Genomic DNA, 15,384 nt, shown 5'->3' with positions numbered 1-15,384 from the left:
TCACTCACTCCTGCGAGACGGCCTCCACGACCTCCCCGGTCTTCTTGTCGCTGAGGGCGCGAGCGACATCGGCCTGGGCGACCAGACCCACCAGATTGTGATCGGCGTCCAGTACGGGGATGCGACGGATCTGGTACTGGGCCATCTTCTTGCGCACCAGCGCGACGTCGTCATCGGCCCGCACGCACACCGGCGGATGATCCGCGAGTTCCCCGGCGTCGACGCCGAGCGGATCCTTGCGTTCGGCGATCACCTTCACCACGATGTCGCGGTCGGTGAGCATGCCCTTCAGTTTGCCGTCCTCACCGCAGATCGGCAGGGCGCCGACGTCCAGGCTCGCCATCTTGCGGGCGGCCTCGACGACGGTATCGCTCGAGCGGACGCATTCCACGCCCGAGCTCATGATCTCGCGTGCGGTGGTCATTGCCTAACCTCCTCCTCTCGGTACCTCTTCCGCGCCTACCCGCCCACCAGGGCCGTAATCGGTTTCACACCTTGCGCAGGGGGCACCCGCGCACCATGAGCGCACCCGTCACCTACTCGCAGCCCCGCTCGCTCAACGTCCTGCTGTGGCACGTGCACGGCTCCTGGACCACGTCGTTCGTGCAGGGCGGACACAACTATCTGCTGCCGACCGATCCCGCGCTCGGCGAGTGGGCGCTGGGCCGCTGCGGCCGACCGTGGCCGGACACGGTGCGCGAGGTGGCCCCGGCCGATCTCGCCGACGCCGACATCGATGTGGTCCTGCTGCAACGTCCCCGCGAGATCGACCTCGTGCGCGAATGGCTGGGCCGCGTGCCCGGCCGCGACCTGCCCGCGATCTACGTCGAGCACAACACCCCGCGCGAGCACGCCGCGCTCACCCGGCACCCGCTCGCCGACCAGGACGACATCACCCTGGTCCACGTCACCTGCTTCAACCGCCTCATGTGGGACAACGGCCGCTGCCCCACCCGGGTGGTCCCGCACGGCGTCATCGACCCCGGCTACCTCTACACCGGCGAGCTGGAACGCGCGGCCACCACGATCAACGAACCGGTCCGCCGCTGGCGGATCACCGGCACCGATCTGCTCGCCGGACTGTCCGAGGCCGCGCCCATCGACGTCTACGGCATCGGCACCGACGACGTGCACCGCGCCCTCGACTGCCCGCCCGACCGCGTGCGCGGCGGCGGCGACCTCGATCAGGCCACGCTGCACCGCGAACTCGGCCGCCGCCGCGTCTTCGCGCACACCCCGCGCTGGACCTCGCTGGGCCTGTCGGTCATCGAGGCGATGTACCTGGGCATGCCGATCGTGGCCGTCGGCACCACCGAGGCGTCGGCGTCGATCCCCGCCGAGGCCGGGGTGGTCTCGACCGATCCGGACATCCTCGCCGAGGCCGTGCGGCAATTCGTCGCCGAACCCTGCTTCGCCGAACTCACCGGCAAGTCCGCACGGCATTGGGCGCAGGCCAATTTCGGCATCGCGCCCTTCCTCGAGCGCTGGGACGGGCTGCTCGCCGAACACGCGACCGCGCGCCGGGCCGCGGTATGACCTCCGCCGGGCACGTCCTGGTCGCGCGCTTGGACAGCGCGGGCGACGTGCTGCTGATGGGTCCGGCCGTGCGCGCGGTCGCGGCGCGGGCGGACACGGTGACCTTCCTCGCCGGACCGCGCGGCCGGGCCGCGGCCGAACTGCTGCCCGGCGTGGATCGCATCATCGAATTCCATGCCGCCTGGGTCGATTTCACCCCGCCCGCCGCCATCGACGAGGCGGTGACGGAACTGCTGGCGCGCCTGCGCGACAAGCTGCCCGACGAGGCGGTGATCTTCACCTCGTTCCACCAGTCGCCGCTGCCGCTGGCCCTGCTGCTGCGCCTGGCCGGGGTCGTGCGGATCAGCGCGATCAGCGTGGACTACCCGGGTTCGCTGCTCGACGTCCGGCATCAGCTCGACGACGACATCCCCGAAACCGAACGGGCCCTGTCGCTCACGACCGCCGCGGGCTTCCCGCCCGTCGGGCACCGGCTCGCCGTGCGCGCCGAGACGCTGCCCGACATCGACGAGATCACCGGGGGCCCAGGCTATCTCGTCGTGCATCCGGGCGCGGCCGTCCCCGCCCGGCGCATGTCGCCCGCCCGCAGCCGCGCGCTGGTCGCCGCGCTCGCCGACGCCGGGTACCGGATCGTGGTCACCGGCGGACCGGACGAACGCGACCTCACCGCCGCCGTCGCCGCGGATCGGGCGCTGGATCTCGGTGGGCGCGTGGACCTTTCGGGCCTGGCCGCGGTGTTGCGCGCGGCCGACGTGGTCGTCGCGCCCAACACCGGCCCGGCGCATCTGGCCGCGGCCGTCGGCACCCCGGTGGTGTCGCTGTTCGCGCCGGTCGTGCCCGCGGCGCGGTGGGCGCCCTACGGCGTGCCGACGGTCGTGCTCGGCGATCAGGGCGCGGCGTGCGCCGGAACCCGCGCCCGTGTCTGTCCCGTTCCCGGCCACCCCTGCCTCGACGGCATCACCGACGAGGCCGTTCTGCGCGCGGTCGCGGAGTTGCTCCCCCGCGCCGCGCCGTCCGCGCACCAGAAGGAGATACAGTCATGACCACTCCCAACGAACCGGCCGGTTTCCGAGGCGACGAGGGCGCCTCCGCGCCGCGCGCCGGATACGAGCCGCATCAGGCCGCCGAGACCAGCCGCGTCACCGAGACCGGCGTCAACTCCTTCCCGAAGAAGGACGCGAAGTACCGCCCCGACAGCGGCCGCACATTCCGCTCCCGGGCGGGCGAGTCGGTGGCCGACGCCCGAAACACGCCCGGCCTGATCCTGCTGGGCATCGGCGTCGTCGCGATCGCCGCGACCCTCGCCGCGGCCGGGTACGGCTTCGCGGGCTGGGCGATCGTCGGCGCGATCGTGGCCGTCGTCTGCCTGGTCGCCGGGGGGCTCACGCTGATCCTCGAACATCGCCGCGTCCGCGCGCACGCCTCGGACGGTTTACGGGACCCTCAGGGCCATTGAGCGACACGAACGGGTGCCGGGGGACACGGGGACCGCGTCGGCCCGCCCGGGCGCCCTGTGCGGCGATCCCGGGCGGGCACGTGTCCGCCCGGGTCCGGCGATCGCGCCCGCGAATCCCGTTCGGGCGGCGGCGCTCCCGACCTCCCCGCGTCCTCACGTGCGAACCGTTCGGTCGGTACCACCCTCCGACCGGGCCACATGCGTGCGCACGGGCACCGGACACCCCGGACGGCGCACTAGCCCCACCCGTGACACAGTCCCGACCGGTAGGTACCCCATCGTCGCCGAACTCGTTGCGCCGGAAGGCGTTCCGCGTCGCCGCCGCGTCGCCGCCGCGTCGCCGCCACACCCGCCGCCACGGCGGCGAGAGCCGCGACACGCCGAGGACTAGGGGCTGCCGGGCAACGCCCAGACGAACGGCAAATGACCGCCCGCAAATATCTGGAACAAGATTTCCAACACGCCGTCCCCGGAGGATCGGCCGCTCCACGGGACCACACCGGTTATCCTCGAACCCGAAGAGCAACCGCTCAGCAGCCCAAATCCTCACTGCGAGTGCGAATTAGAAGTTGCAGATGTACTTGCATCTGCTCCTTGCACAGACCTAGACTCGACACGTCAAGGCAGTCCAGGGGACTACCAGGGGAGCCGCAGGGTTGACCCGAGGTCACATTTCGCCATCGGTCAGCTCTCGGCCTGGCGTCAGGGGCGTTCGCATGAACCAGCCATTGGACCTCGGCCGGCTCGGAATTATCGACAGAAACCGGACCGAGCAACATATCTCGTCGCGGGAATCCGCGACTCGTTTCGTCATCGACGCGGTCGAGTCCACCGGCGCGGCCACCCGTGACGATTTCGATATCGACCGGATCGTCGCCACCGCGCACGCGATGGTGAACGATTGGGATTTTCATTCGATGCAGCCGGAGACCTTCTGGCGCATCGCGTCGAGCTGCATCAGAGAGTAGTCACCACCGAATACCGATTCGGACATTACCCGCGGCACCCGCGCTCGGAGCGGTCGTCGGCCAGAAGCCGACGGCCGCTCCCAGTGTTTCGCTACAGGGTCGCCGCGACCTCTTCCAGGATCTTGCGGGAGCGATCGGGCGATTCGGCCTGCACGCTGAGCCGGTCCATCACCTGACGGTAGAGCTCGAGGTCCTGCTGCCGGTCCAGGTAGAGGGCACTGGTCAGTTGCTCGATGTAGACGATGTCGGGCAGTTCCGGTTCGGCGAACCGCAACATGGTGAACGAACTGCCCGCGGCCGCGTGTCCACCCGCGGCGTACGGCAGCACCTGGATGGTGATGTTGGGGCGGTTCGCCATGTCCTGCAGGTGCAGCACCTGCTCGCGCAGGACGTCGGCCCCGCCGATCGGCCGGTGCAGCACCGCCTCGTCGATGACCGCCCAAAGAGTCGGGCCGCCTTGACGTTCCAGGATCTCCTGCCGTTTGCGGCGCAGTTCCACCCGGCGCGCGGTCTCGGAGTTCTCGTGCCCGAGCGCGACCACGGCGCGAGCGTAGTCGTCGGTCTGCAACAGGCCGGGCACGAGCTGGCCCTCGAAACTGCGAATCGCCTTGGCGGCGTGCTCGAGACCGAGATAGGTCTCGAACCAGGGCGGCAACAGGTCGCTGTATCGATGCCACCACCCGGGTTGGTTCGCCTTGCGAACCAGATCCAGGAACATTTCGCGCTGTTCGGGATCCACCACGCCGTAGAGCGTCAGCAGATCCCGAATGTCGCGCTCCTTGAAACCGGTCCGGCCGAGTTCGAGCCGACTGATCTTGGCGTGCGAGCCGCGGATGTAGTCACCCGCGGCCTCACGCGTGATCCCGCGTTCTTCTCGGAGTTTGCGGAGCTGACCGCCGACCGCGATCCGAAGCGCGGTCGGACCGCGTTCGGCGACAAGCGATTCGACGCGGCCGATCCCGACGGGCTCTGCGATCATGAGGTCAACTCCGATGCTCGACGACCACCGGCAGCGAGCGTCACGACCGCCTCGTCGCGAACCACACCGCGCCGAAGGCCAATGCTACCGCTCACAGGGCCAGATCGTCGAACTCCCCACTCTTCGCGCCGCGCAGGAACGCGTCGATCTCCGGACGGGTGTACACGAGCACCGCACCCTCCGGATCGCGCGAATTGCGCATGGCCACCAGCCCGTTGGGCATGTCGGCCACCTCGACACAGTTTCCGCTCGGGTTGCTGAACGTGCTCTTGCGCCACGCCAGGTTGGTCGGCCGGTCGGAACCCATCGCTGTCATATCGGTCATTGCCTTACTCCTGCTCGATCGGAGGGCCCACCGTTGGCCACGGGGGACCAGTGCTTGCATCTGTTCGCGCAACTGTTCTTGCATTTGAAACCGACGTTAGAACGATAGCACGCGGGTTGCCGGAGATCGACCCTTTGACGAAAGCCGGATCTACCTGCGCCCCAACGGCTTTGATCTTGGATTTTCGCGGCCCGCGGCGGGTGTGACGAGTGCGTGAATAAAGTCCGACCAGTTGGTAATTCGCGGGCCGTTGCCGGGTCTGTCCATCCCGCTGTCCGCGATACCCGAATCTTGTACTGTCACTGGGCATCAGACCCACCGCCCGCCCGCGTCCCGGTCGTCGGCCGGTGGCACGGCCGGGCCTCTCGACGCGAGGGAGCCGACTCATGCCAGCCGGGCACAACACCGAGATCCGCACCGACATCCCACATTCCGCACGGATCTGGAACTACTGGATGGGCGGAAAGGATAATTACGACATCGATCGAGCGGTCGGGGATCAGAGCCTCGAGATCGATCCGGACATCGGCACAATGGCGACCGAGAGCCGCCGGTTCCTCATCCGCGCGGTGCGGCATCTCGCGGGCGAGGTCGGGCTGACGCAGTTCCTCGACATCGGGACCGGGCTGCCCACCATGCAGAACACCCACGAGGTCGCGCAGTCGATCGTGCCCGACGCGCGAGTCGTCTACGTGGACAACGATCCCCTGGTCCTCACCCACGCGCGGGCGCTGCTGACCAGCACCACCGACGAGGGCGTGACCACCTATATAGAGGCCGACTTCAACCACCCCGAGCAGATCCTCGAGGAGGCCCGCAACATCCTGAACTTCACCAAGCCCATCGGGGTGATGTTCATGGGCGTGCTCGGGCACGCGCCCACCACCGACGATCTGCTGCGCATCGTGCGGACGGTGATCGACGCGGTGCCCTCGGGCAGTCACCTGGTCTACTGGGACGGCACCACCGACAGCGAGTACTACGTGCGGATGTGCGAGGAGTACACGAAATCCGGTGGGGTGCCGTATCACCCGCGCACCCAGGAGGAGTTGCGCCACGTCTTCGACGGGCTCGAACTGCTCGATCCCGGCTTCGGTCCGATCACCGCGTGGCGGCGGCCCGACACCGAACGACCCCCGGCCCGCGACATCGCCGCCTACGGCGGAGTCGCCCGGAAACCCTGATCGCGCAAGCGGTCACAACATTGGGGACACTCGCTTGTGACTGTGCAGATGTGCTTGCATCTGCACAGTCCGTCGGCCTAAGCTTTTCGGAACGAAGATGGCCCCCCGCAAGCGGTTAGAGGCATTCCCATGACTCAGGTGCTCCATCATTCCGGTCCCCGCGACTCCGTCGGTGCCGCCGATTCGATCGGCGACTGTGGCATCGAACCTCGGGAGTTGACCTATCGTCGCGCCCGCGCCATCCTCGGCGCCCACGATCGACATCTCGGCTGCCGCCAGTGGATCGCCGCCGCGGCCTACCTCTCCGCGGGCCTCGACGACGAATAACCCAGCGCCCCTTCGGGTGTCGCGCGCCGCCCCGTCCCACTTGGATGTCACGTCATCCAACCCCCTACCATGGAGGAAAAGGCAGCACCGGACAACGCGGAGCGAACGCCATGATCCTCACCGCCGCACACGAACTCGTCCTGGCCCAGATCGGCAACCCGACCCCCGAAACACCCCCGGTCGCCGACAAACTCATGAAGCTGGTCCGCTATTTCACCTGGTTCATGCTCCTCTCGGGCACCGTGGCGATCATCTACGCCGGCGGCCGCTTCGCCTGGGAAAAATGGAGCGGCAGCCAACTCGACTCCCCCAAAATGGTCGCCGGCGCCCTCATCGGCGGCGTCCTGGCAACCAGCGCCGGAACGATCATGAACTCCATCCTGGGCACGTAACTTCCTCACCCCCAACCCAACTCGAACGCCTCGGCGAGCGCCCCAGCCGAGGCAGAGCACCCAAAGGCGAGGCAGCACAGCGCACAGGTGGGGCTGAGCGGTCAGAGGTGAGGCAGCACAGCCGCACCCTTTATTTGGATCCGCACACCTTGTAGGGCCCTGAAAGGGATGCGGATCCGAACAAGGGGTGCGGCTGGGTTCGTACACAGGTGGGCTGAGCGGTCAAAGGTGAGGCAGCACAGCCGCACCCCATATTCGGATTCGCACACCTTGTAGAGCCTTGAAAGGGATGCGGATCCGAACAAGGGGTGCGCCCGGGTTCGTACACAGGTGGGCAAAGCGGTCAAAGGTGAGGCAGCACAGCCGCACCCTTTATTTGGATCCGCACCCCTTGTAGCGCCCTGGAACGGGTGCGGATCCGGATAAAGGGTGCGGCTGGGGGTCGTTCACGGGTGGAGGAGGGCTGCCAAGGGGGCGAAGCGGGTGGGGTTGGTGGCTATGAGGGTGGGGAGGCGGGTGGTCAGGGCGGTGGTGAGGGTGGCGCGGATTTGGCGGCGGAGGGTTTCGCCCTCGGGGGTGAGGACGACGCGGGAGACGCGGCGGTCGGTGGGGTCGGGGTCGCGGGTGAGCAGGCCGCGGCGGGAGAGGCGGTCGACCATGCCGGTGACATTGGTCTTGTCGCAGCCGAGGCGGGCGGCGATGTCGCCGAAGGAGGGCGGGTCGGCGCCGAGCAGGCACAGCAATTGCGTTTGCTGACTGGTCAATTCGAACTGGCGGGCGACCTCGGCGTAGAGCACCGCGGTCTCCCGGTGCAGGGACATCACCGCGGTGGTCAGGTCATCGGGGCCGTCGAGGCGATCGGCGGGATCGCGTTCATCGGCATCGGGGCTCACTCGGGCAGTCTAGCTTCTCGACTGTTGACAACCTCCATCTAATAGTCGAGCATCTCGACTGTCAATCATCTCTACTTCAGGGAGTAGCCATGACCGTCGCCATCGTCACCGGCGGCTCGCGGGGCATCGGCCGCGCCATCGCCCTTCGTCTCGCCGCCGACGGCGCGGCCGTGGTGGTCAACTATCACCGAAACGCCACGGCCGCAACGGAAGTCGTGACCGAGATCGAACGAGCGGGCGGTCGGGCGCTGGCCGTCGCCGCCGATGTGGCCGATCCCCCACGCCTGCGCGCGCTGTTCGAGACCGCCGAACACCGATTCGGCGGCCTCGACGTCCTGGTCGTCAACGCGGGCGTGGCCCACTTCGCCCCCATCGCCGAAACCACCGACGCCGCCTTCCACGAACTCTTCGCGGTCAACACCCGAGCCACCTTCCACGCCCTGCGCGAGGCCGCGAACCGCCTGCGCGACGGCGGCCGCATCGTCGTGATCTCCAGCGGCGCGGTCGCCACCGCCCGCCCCGGCTCCGGCGCGTACGCCGCCAGCAAGGCCGCCGTCGACCAACTCGTCCGCACCGCCGCAGCCGAACTCGGTCCGCGCGGCATCACCGTCAACAGCGTCCTCCCCGGCGCGGTCCGCACCGAGGCCCTCCTCACCCATCGAGACCCCACCACCCTCGACCAGGTAGCCGCCCAAACCCCGCTCCGCCGCCTCGGCGAACCCGACGACATCGCCGCCGTCGTCGCCTTCCTCACCTCCCCCGACGCCCGCTGGATCACCGGCCAACGCCTCCACGCCGGCGGCGGCCTCTTCTAACCCCTCGCAAGGCAACCCAGCCGCACCCTTTATTCGAATACGCACCCTTTGTATGGCCCTGAAACGGGTGCGGATGCGAATAAGGGGTGCGGCTGGGTATCGCCGAGCAGGAGGAGGTGATCGAGATGGTCGATGATGTCGAGAAGCGGTGGCATGATCCGGGGTTGTATCGGCGGGCGGTGGTGTATTCGGTGTGCGTGCTGGCCGCGGCGGCGTTGGTGTTCGCGGTGGTCGAGGAGTGGGCGCGGCGCCGGGAACCGTGTGCGGGGGCGGACAGTACCTTTTGCGATACCGCTTCGCGCGCAATGATTTTGGGCGCGCCGGGGCTGGTGCTGCTGGTCGGGACGGTCGGTGCCTTCGTGGCGACCTTCCGCACCTGGCGCGCCGGACGGGCATGGCCCATCTGGCAGGGCGCGGGGTGGTTCCTGCTTACCATCACCCTCGCGTACCTGGCGATCGGCGCCGGAACCACCGCGGGTTGACCGTCGGGCCTCGGCCTCGGTACGTCGGCGAAATCCGGTTCGGACCGTCAGGCCACCCAACCGAAACGAGGAGGCTTCCCATGCACGCATCGAAGGGCGACAGACTGATCGTGCGCGGCCACACGTTCCCCCCACATGAGCAGGTCGTCGAGATCGTCGCGGTGCTCGGTCCCGACGGCGCGCCACCCTATCGAGTCCGAGCCGAGAACGGCCACGAGAGCATCATGGCCCCCGGCCCGGACGCCGTCCTGGAACCCCGCGGCGGAAAGATGACGGACTGACCGTTCCCTCCGGTCGCAAGAGCCTGATTCCACAGCCACCCGAACAGCGAAACCCATTGACACCCAAACGAATCCACCACCCACCAACACCCCGGACCCCAGACCGAGACACAACCGACGAAATACATCCGACGACTCCCGCGTTCCCCCCGAACGGAGGTGCTAGATGATCGACGTCCCCCTATCCGTACTCGACCTGGCGCCGGTCCAATTCGGTGAATCCGTCGGCGACGGCCTGAACGCGACCACCGAAGCGGCCCGGCAGGCAGAACGCCTCGGCTATGCCCGATTCTGGGTTGCCGAGCACCACAACATGCCCGGCATCGCGAGCTCCGCGCCCGCGGTACTGCTGGCCCATCTGGCCGCGAACACCGAGACCATTCGCGTCGGCTCGGGCGGGGTCATGCTGCCCAATCACGCCCCGCTGGTGATCGCCGAGCAGTTCGGCACCCTGCACGCGCTGCACCCGGGCCGCATCGATCTGGGCATCGGCCGCGCACCCGGCACCGACCGCGCAACCGCGCTGGCCCTGCGCCGCACCACCGAAGGTCTTTCCGCCGAATCGTTCCCGCAGGAACTCATGGTCCTGCTGCGCTACTTCGGCGGCGACAGCACCGACGGCATCGTGGCGGTCCCCGGCATCGGCGAGAATCCGGAGATCTGGCTGCTGGGCTCGAGCGGGTTCAGCGCGCAGCTCGCCGGGATGCTCGGCGTCCGATTCGCCTTCGCCCATCACTTCAGCGGCGAGAACACCGAGGCCGCGCTCGCGCTGTACCGCGAGAACTTCCGGCCCTCCGACCGCCTCGAGCGCCCGCACGCCATGATCGCGGTCTCCGCGGTCTGCGCCGACACCGACGACCAGGCCGACCTGCTCTCGCGCCCGAACGAACTGGCCTTCCTGCAACTGCGGCTGGGCCGCCGCACCGCGCTGCCCACCCCCGAACAGGCCGCGTCCTTCCCGAGCACCCCGCAGGAACGCGAGTTCGTCGCCCAGCGCCGCAAGGATCAGCTGATCGGCTCCCCGGCCACGGTGCGGCGGCAGCTCGACGATCTGCTGCGCCGCACCGAGCCCGACGAGGTCATGCTCAACACCCGGATCTACGACCTCGACGACCGGGTGCGCTCCCTGGAGTTGATCAAGGAGAAGGTGGTGGCCTGACTCAGGCCGCCCGCCGCGGCCGCACGAACCGATCCACCAACGGATAGCCCGCGCACACCAGCAGCGCCCACACCAGCCCGACCACGAGCGCGGTCCGGCCGTCGGCGCTGAAGAACAGCAGCACGACCACCAGCCCGAGGAACGCCAACGCCAGCACCGGGGTCACGGGCGCGCCGGGCAGCCGGTAGTCCGCCGCGGGCAGTTCGCCGCGACGCACCTTGGCCCGATACATCAAGTGGCACACCAGGATCACGCCCCACACGAAGATGATCCCCATGGTGCTCACCGAGGTGATGTAGCCGAACGCCTTGTCCGGCGAGATCACATTCACGATCACCCCGATCACCATGGCCGCCGCCGACACCACGATCCCCGCGTACGGCACCTGCCGGCGGCTCAGCCCGCCCAGCGCGGCGGGCGCCTCCTGCCGCAGCGCGAGACTGCGCAGCATCCGTCCGGTGGAGTAGATCCCGGAGTTGCACGACGACAGCGCCGCGGTCAACAGCACGAAGTTGATCAGCCCCGCCGCCCCCGGGATCCCGATCTGCGCGAAGACCTCCACGAACGGGCTACGCCCCGAATGGAATTCGCGCCAACTCACCACCGACATGATGACCAGCAGCGCGCCCACGTAGAACAGCCCGATGCGCAGCGGCAGCGAGTTGATCGCCTTGCGCAGCGTCTTGCGCGGTTCGGCCGCCTCCCCCGCGGTCACACCCACGAGTTCGACTCCGACATAAGCGAATACGACGATCTGCAACGCCAACAGCGACTTGCCGAATCCGTTCGGGAACACGCCTCCGTCGGCCCACAGATTGGTCACCGTCGGATGCGCCGCGTGCCCGAATCCGATGATCAGCACGCCGACGCCGATCAGGATCATGGCGAGGATCGCGGTCACCTTGATCGCGGAGAACCAGAACTCGCCCTCGCCGAACAGCCGCACCGAGATCAGGTTGGCGGCGAACAGGATTCCGAGGACCACCAGCGCGGTGACCCACTCGGGAATGGCGAACCAGTACTTGACGTATTTGCCCGCCACGGTGATCTCGGCCATGCAGGTGGTCACCCACACCGCCCAATAGGTCCAGCCGGTCGCGAATCCGGCGAAGCGGCCGAGGAATTCGTTGGCGTACTCGGCGAAACTGCCCGATACGGGCCGATAGGTCAGCAGCTCGCCGAGGGCGCGCATGATCACGAAGATCGCCAGTCCGGCGGCGAGATAGCACAGGATCAGTGCGGGCCCGGCCTGTTCGATGGCGCCGCCCGCGCCGTAGAACAGGCCGGTGCCGATCGCACCGCCGATCGCGATCATCTGGATGGTGCGGGGGTTCAGACCCCGCTTGTAGCCTTCTTCCTCACCTGTCACGGTGAGAGCGGGTGCCCCCGCTCTGCGGTCCGTCGTCATGGACCGCAGGCTACCGGGCACCGCCGCGCGCGCTTACTTGAGCTGCGCCTGCCACATCCAGTGCAGCTGCTCGAGCCGCGCGGTGATCTCGATGAGCAGGTCCTGCGTGACCGGATCGGCCTTCTCGGTGGCGTCGATGCGCTGCCGCAACCGGGTGATGACGGCGGCGAGGTTGGTGGTGATCGACTCGACCACATCGTCGTCGCGCTGCCAGCCCGCCGGGAAGCCCTCGGCGCCGGACGTGTCGGCGACGGTCCGGGCCCGGCCGTCCGGGCTGACCCCGATGGACGTGGCCCGCTCGGCCGCCGAATCGGTGAATTCGCGTGCGGCGTCGACCAATTCGTCCAACGCCAGGTGCACGGTGCGGAATCGCTGACCGATCACGTTCCAGTGCGCCTGCTTGGCGATCAGACTCAGGTCGATCAGGTCGACCACCGTGCCCGAGAGCGCCTCGCCCGCGATGCGCTGCTGTTCCTGATCGAGAGCGGTGGTGATGGGTTGTGCCACGGCCGTTCTCCTTCCTCCTCGACGGATACCGACGCTCTACCCGCCCAGGCGGTCCCCACACCACGCGCCCGCCGCTTTGTGTCCAGGATCGCTCCCCCAGGTTCACGAACCCAGCCGCACCCCTTATTCGGATCCGCACCCCTTTCAGAGCCCAGCAACGGGTGCGGATTCGAATAAGGGGTGCGGATGGGTTGCCGGGGCTGTTTGTGGTCGGGGTGGGGTGGTACCTCGGCAGGCGTCAGAGCGAGTACCGAGCGAGAGGAGATACACGATGGCGAATCCGATTCAGTTGCAGAAGTATCTGAGCGGGGTCGATTACCCGTGCGATCGGGACGGTCTGGTGGACGCGGCACGGGGGAACGGGGCCGACAACGACGTGATCAATCAGCTGTAACAGATTCCGGACCGCACCTACAACGGGCCGAACGCGGTGAGCGAGGCCGTCTCGCAGTGACGCCCGGCACATCACTTGCCAAGCTAACAGTTGTAGTCTCACAATCGTTGTGTGACTACAACTGTTGAGGGGCTGTCGGCTCGGCGCAAGACGATCGTCCTGGTGACGTGTTGTCTGAGTCTGCTGATCTCGTCGATGGACGCGACGATCGTCAATGTCGCGATCCCGACGATTCGCGCGCGGATGGACGCGCCGCTGCCGCGGCTGCAATGGATCGTCGACATCTACACCCTGACCCTGGCCAGCCTGCTCATGCTGGCGGGCGCGGCGGCCGACCGGTTCGGCCGCCGCCGGGTGTTCCGCATTGGGTTGAGCGTCTTCGCGCTCGGTTCACTGTTGTGCAGCCTCGCGCCGAGCGTGGAATTCCTCATCGGCGCCCGGTTCGTGCAGGCGCTGGGCGGGTCGATGCTCAATCCGGTGGCGATGTCGATCATCACCACCGTCTTCACCGGCCGGGCGGAACGCGCCCGCGCGGTCGGCGTGTGGGGCGCGGTCGTCGGCATCTCGACCGCGCTGGGCCCGATGGTCGGCGGCGGACTCATCGACGCGCTGGGCTGGCAGTCGGTGTTCTGGATCAATCTGCCCATCTGCGCGGTCGCGCTCGTGCTGACCACACGCTATGTGCCCGAATCGAAGTCGGCCACCGCGCGCGGCATCGACCCCCTGGGACAGGTGCTGGCGATCGCGGTCATGTTCACGCTGGTGTTCGGGCTCATCGAGCATCGCCCGGCGGTGTTCGCGGTGACCGCGGTGGCGTTGGCCGGATTCCTCTACGCCGAGTCGCGGCACCGGTCGCCCTTCATCGATCTGCGCTTCTTCCGCAGCGTGCCGTTCAGCGCGGCGACGGTGACCGCGGTGTGCGCGTTCGCGGGGTTGGGCGCGTTCCTGTTCAGCGCGTCGCTGTATCTGCAAGGGACACGGCACTATTCGGCCGTGCACACCGGACTGCTGTACCTGCCGATGGCGGTGGGCGTGCTGATCTTCTCGCCGCTGTCGGGGCGGCTGGTGGGTCGCCACGGCACCCGGCTGCCGCTGGTGGCCGCGGGCACCCTGATGGCGGCGGCCGCGGTCATGCTGACCACCCTGCGCGCCGACACCCCGGTGTGGGAACTGGTGATCATGTTCGCCACCTTCGGCATCGGCTTCGGCACGGTCAACGCCCCCATCACGACCGCGGCGGTGAGCGGGATGCCGACCGATCGCGCGGGCGCCGCGGCGGCGGTGGCCTCCACCAGCCGGCAGGTCGGCGTGAGTCTCGGTGTGGCATTGTGTGGGCTGTTGACCGGCGCGAGCCTGTGGTGGACGTTGGCCGCGCTGGCGGCGATCATCGTCGTCCTGGGCGTGGCCGCCAACACCCGGTGGGCCGAGCGGTCGCGCGACCGGGTCGCTCCCCTGCTCGAACAGAAGGTGCCCGCCCATGCCGGATGACTCCCCCACCCCCGACGAGGTCTGGGGGCTGCTCACCCACCTGGTCCAGGACACCCGCGACGGCTACAAACGGGCCGTGATGGAGCGAACGGGCATGCCGTTCAGCAGGTTTCGCGTCCTGCGCCGCCTGCGCTCGGGCCCGCTGACCATCAAGGAACTGGCGCAAACCGCCACCATGGACGCCCCCGCCGCCACCGTCGCGGTGAACGACCTCGAGGACCGTGGCCTGGTCGTGCGCGAGATCGACCGCACCAACCGCAGATTCAAACGGGTCTCCCTCACCGAGGCCGGCCGCGCCATGCTCGAACTCGGTGCGAGCACACCCGACCCCGCCCCCGACGCGCTCACCACCCTGCCCCCCGCCGACCTGCGCACCCTCCGAGACCTACTCCGAAAACTCCAAACCTGACCTCCCCCGCGCCCACCGACCCCCAGGCCCACGAACCCAGCCGCACCCTTTGTTCGGATCCGCACCCGTTGTATAGCCCTGCAAGGGGTGCGGATTCGAATAAGGGGTGCGGCTGGGTTCGTGCGCCTGGGGTTGTGCACCTGTGTTCGTGGGCCTGGGTTCGTGCGCCTGGGTTCGTGCACCCGGGTTCATGGGGCTGGGTTCGCGCGCCCGGGTTCGTGCGGCTGTGTTCGTGGGCCTGGGTTCGTACGCCTGGGTTCGTACGCCCGGGTTCGTACGCCCGGGTTCGTGCGGCCCGGGTTCGTGCGGCCCGGGTTCGTGGGGCTGAGTTCGCGCCCGGGTTCGCGCGGCTGGAGTTGGAGGTGGATGGGGAGGCTCGCG

The 15,384-nt window shown here is 68.4% G+C and carries 20 protein-coding genes; 14 read left to right on the top strand and 6 right to left on the bottom strand.

Annotated features, from left to right (window positions below; genetic code table 11):
* Positions 1-4: 4 nt before the first annotated feature.
* Positions 5-424 carry a CBS domain-containing protein gene (locus ACFYTQ_RS14805; protein ID WP_387360767.1) on the bottom strand — a complete coding sequence of 140 codons (420 nt, stop codon included), beginning with the start codon at positions 422-424 and terminating at the stop codon, positions 5-7.
* 95 nt (positions 425-519) lie between these two features.
* Here ACFYTQ_RS14805 and ACFYTQ_RS14800 point away from each other — a divergent pair, with 95 nt between their 5' ends.
* The 4 genes from ACFYTQ_RS14800 to ACFYTQ_RS14785 all read left to right on the top strand — a co-directional run bounded on the left by ACFYTQ_RS14800 (position 520) and on the right by ACFYTQ_RS14785 (position 3,960).
* The gene (locus ACFYTQ_RS14800) at positions 520-1,536 is read left to right on the top strand and encodes a glycosyltransferase (RefSeq protein WP_387360765.1); all 1,017 of its coding nucleotides are present in this window, start codon (positions 520-522) and stop codon (positions 1,534-1,536) included.
* Positions 1,533-2,579 carry a glycosyltransferase family 9 protein gene (locus ACFYTQ_RS14795; protein ID WP_387360763.1) on the top strand — a complete coding sequence of 349 codons (1,047 nt, stop codon included), beginning with the start codon at positions 1,533-1,535 and terminating at the stop codon, positions 2,577-2,579. The genes ACFYTQ_RS14800 and ACFYTQ_RS14795 overlap by 4 nt, the downstream gene beginning before the upstream one ends.
* Entirely contained in the window at positions 2,576-2,992 is a 417-nt protein-coding gene (locus ACFYTQ_RS14790) for a hypothetical protein (protein ID WP_387360761.1), read from the top strand. The genes ACFYTQ_RS14795 and ACFYTQ_RS14790 overlap by 4 nt, the downstream gene beginning before the upstream one ends.
* Positions 2,993-3,708: 716 nt before the next feature.
* Complete coding sequence (locus ACFYTQ_RS14785) at positions 3,709-3,960, top strand: hypothetical protein (protein WP_387360759.1); 252 nt, start codon at positions 3,709-3,711, stop codon at positions 3,958-3,960.
* A 91-nt stretch (positions 3,961-4,051) separates the two neighbouring features.
* Here ACFYTQ_RS14785 and ACFYTQ_RS14780 read toward each other — a convergent pair whose 3' ends face one another.
* Positions 4,052-4,939 carry a helix-turn-helix domain-containing protein gene (locus tag ACFYTQ_RS14780; protein ID WP_387360757.1) on the bottom strand — a complete coding sequence of 296 codons (888 nt, stop codon included), beginning with the start codon at positions 4,937-4,939 and terminating at the stop codon, positions 4,052-4,054.
* A 91-nt stretch (positions 4,940-5,030) separates the two neighbouring features.
* Complete coding sequence (locus tag ACFYTQ_RS14775) at positions 5,031-5,264, bottom strand: DUF397 domain-containing protein (protein WP_387360755.1); 234 nt, start codon at positions 5,262-5,264, stop codon at positions 5,031-5,033.
* A 386-nt stretch (positions 5,265-5,650) separates the two neighbouring features.
* Here ACFYTQ_RS14775 and ACFYTQ_RS14770 point away from each other — a divergent pair, with 386 nt between their 5' ends.
* The 3 genes from ACFYTQ_RS14770 (at position 5,651) to ACFYTQ_RS14760 (ending at position 7,167) form a co-directional block, all read left to right on the top strand.
* Positions 5,651-6,448: an SAM-dependent methyltransferase gene (locus ACFYTQ_RS14770; RefSeq protein ID WP_387360753.1), complete on the top strand. Its 798-nt coding sequence runs from the start codon at positions 5,651-5,653 to the stop codon at positions 6,446-6,448.
* Between the two features lie 129 nt (positions 6,449-6,577).
* Positions 6,578-6,775 carry a hypothetical protein gene (locus ACFYTQ_RS14765; protein ID WP_387360751.1) on the top strand — a complete coding sequence of 66 codons (198 nt, stop codon included), beginning with the start codon at positions 6,578-6,580 and terminating at the stop codon, positions 6,773-6,775.
* A gap of 110 nt (positions 6,776-6,885) precedes the next feature.
* Positions 6,886-7,167: a hypothetical protein gene (locus tag ACFYTQ_RS14760; protein ID WP_387360749.1), complete on the top strand. Its 282-nt coding sequence runs from the start codon at positions 6,886-6,888 to the stop codon at positions 7,165-7,167.
* Between the two features lie 446 nt (positions 7,168-7,613).
* On the opposite strand, the gene ACFYTQ_RS14755 is transcribed toward ACFYTQ_RS14760, so the two are convergent.
* Positions 7,614-8,060, bottom strand: a complete 447-nt coding sequence (locus ACFYTQ_RS14755) for a MarR family winged helix-turn-helix transcriptional regulator (RefSeq protein WP_387360747.1) — start codon at positions 8,058-8,060, stop codon at positions 7,614-7,616.
* A gap of 89 nt (positions 8,061-8,149) precedes the next feature.
* Here ACFYTQ_RS14755 and ACFYTQ_RS14750 point away from each other — a divergent pair, with 89 nt between their 5' ends.
* The 4 genes from ACFYTQ_RS14750 (at position 8,150) to ACFYTQ_RS14735 (ending at position 10,797) form a co-directional block, all read left to right on the top strand.
* Entirely contained in the window at positions 8,150-8,875 is a 726-nt protein-coding gene (locus ACFYTQ_RS14750; RefSeq protein ID WP_387360745.1) for a glucose 1-dehydrogenase, read from the top strand.
* 86 nt (positions 8,876-8,961) lie between these two features.
* Positions 8,962-9,357: a hypothetical protein gene (locus ACFYTQ_RS14745; protein WP_387360743.1), complete on the top strand. Its 396-nt coding sequence runs from the start codon at positions 8,962-8,964 to the stop codon at positions 9,355-9,357.
* 80 nt (positions 9,358-9,437) lie between these two features.
* Complete coding sequence (locus ACFYTQ_RS14740) at positions 9,438-9,638, top strand: DUF1918 domain-containing protein (RefSeq protein WP_387360741.1); 201 nt, start codon at positions 9,438-9,440, stop codon at positions 9,636-9,638.
* A 166-nt stretch (positions 9,639-9,804) separates the two neighbouring features.
* Entirely contained in the window at positions 9,805-10,797 is a 993-nt protein-coding gene (locus tag ACFYTQ_RS14735) for an LLM class flavin-dependent oxidoreductase (protein ID WP_387360739.1), read from the top strand.
* 1 nt (position 10,798) lies between these two features.
* Here the strand turns inward: ACFYTQ_RS14735 and ACFYTQ_RS14730 are convergent, their stop codons facing one another.
* Together ACFYTQ_RS14730 and ACFYTQ_RS14725 are read right to left on the bottom strand one after the other, a co-directional pair.
* Positions 10,799-12,205 (bottom strand): amino acid permease, encoded by a 1,407-nt coding sequence (locus tag ACFYTQ_RS14730; RefSeq protein ID WP_387360737.1) that lies wholly within the window; start codon positions 12,203-12,205, stop codon positions 10,799-10,801.
* A gap of 33 nt (positions 12,206-12,238) precedes the next feature.
* Positions 12,239-12,712 (bottom strand): Dps family protein, encoded by a 474-nt coding sequence (locus ACFYTQ_RS14725; protein WP_387360735.1) that lies wholly within the window; start codon positions 12,710-12,712, stop codon positions 12,239-12,241.
* A gap of 271 nt (positions 12,713-12,983) precedes the next feature.
* On the opposite strand from ACFYTQ_RS14725, the gene ACFYTQ_RS14720 reads away from it, so the two are divergent.
* From ACFYTQ_RS14720 to ACFYTQ_RS14710, 3 genes are all read left to right on the top strand, one after another.
* A complete protein-coding gene (locus ACFYTQ_RS14720) occupies positions 12,984-13,106 on the top strand; it encodes a DUF2795 domain-containing protein (protein ID WP_387360733.1) in 123 nt (40 codons plus the stop codon).
* Positions 13,107-13,217: 111 nt separating this feature from the next.
* Positions 13,218-14,594, top strand: a complete 1,377-nt coding sequence (locus tag ACFYTQ_RS14715) for an MFS transporter (protein ID WP_387360731.1) — start codon at positions 13,218-13,220, stop codon at positions 14,592-14,594.
* Entirely contained in the window at positions 14,584-15,003 is a 420-nt protein-coding gene (locus tag ACFYTQ_RS14710) for a MarR family winged helix-turn-helix transcriptional regulator (protein WP_387360729.1), read from the top strand. Before ACFYTQ_RS14715 ends, ACFYTQ_RS14710 begins: the two co-directional genes overlap by 11 nt.
* Positions 15,004-15,384 lie beyond the last annotated feature (381 nt).

Source organism: Nocardia sp. NPDC004068 (genome assembly GCF_042874315.1).
Lineage (GTDB): Bacteria > Actinomycetota > Actinomycetes > Mycobacteriales > Mycobacteriaceae > Nocardia.
This window is presented reverse-complemented; position numbering and strand designations above follow the sequence as displayed.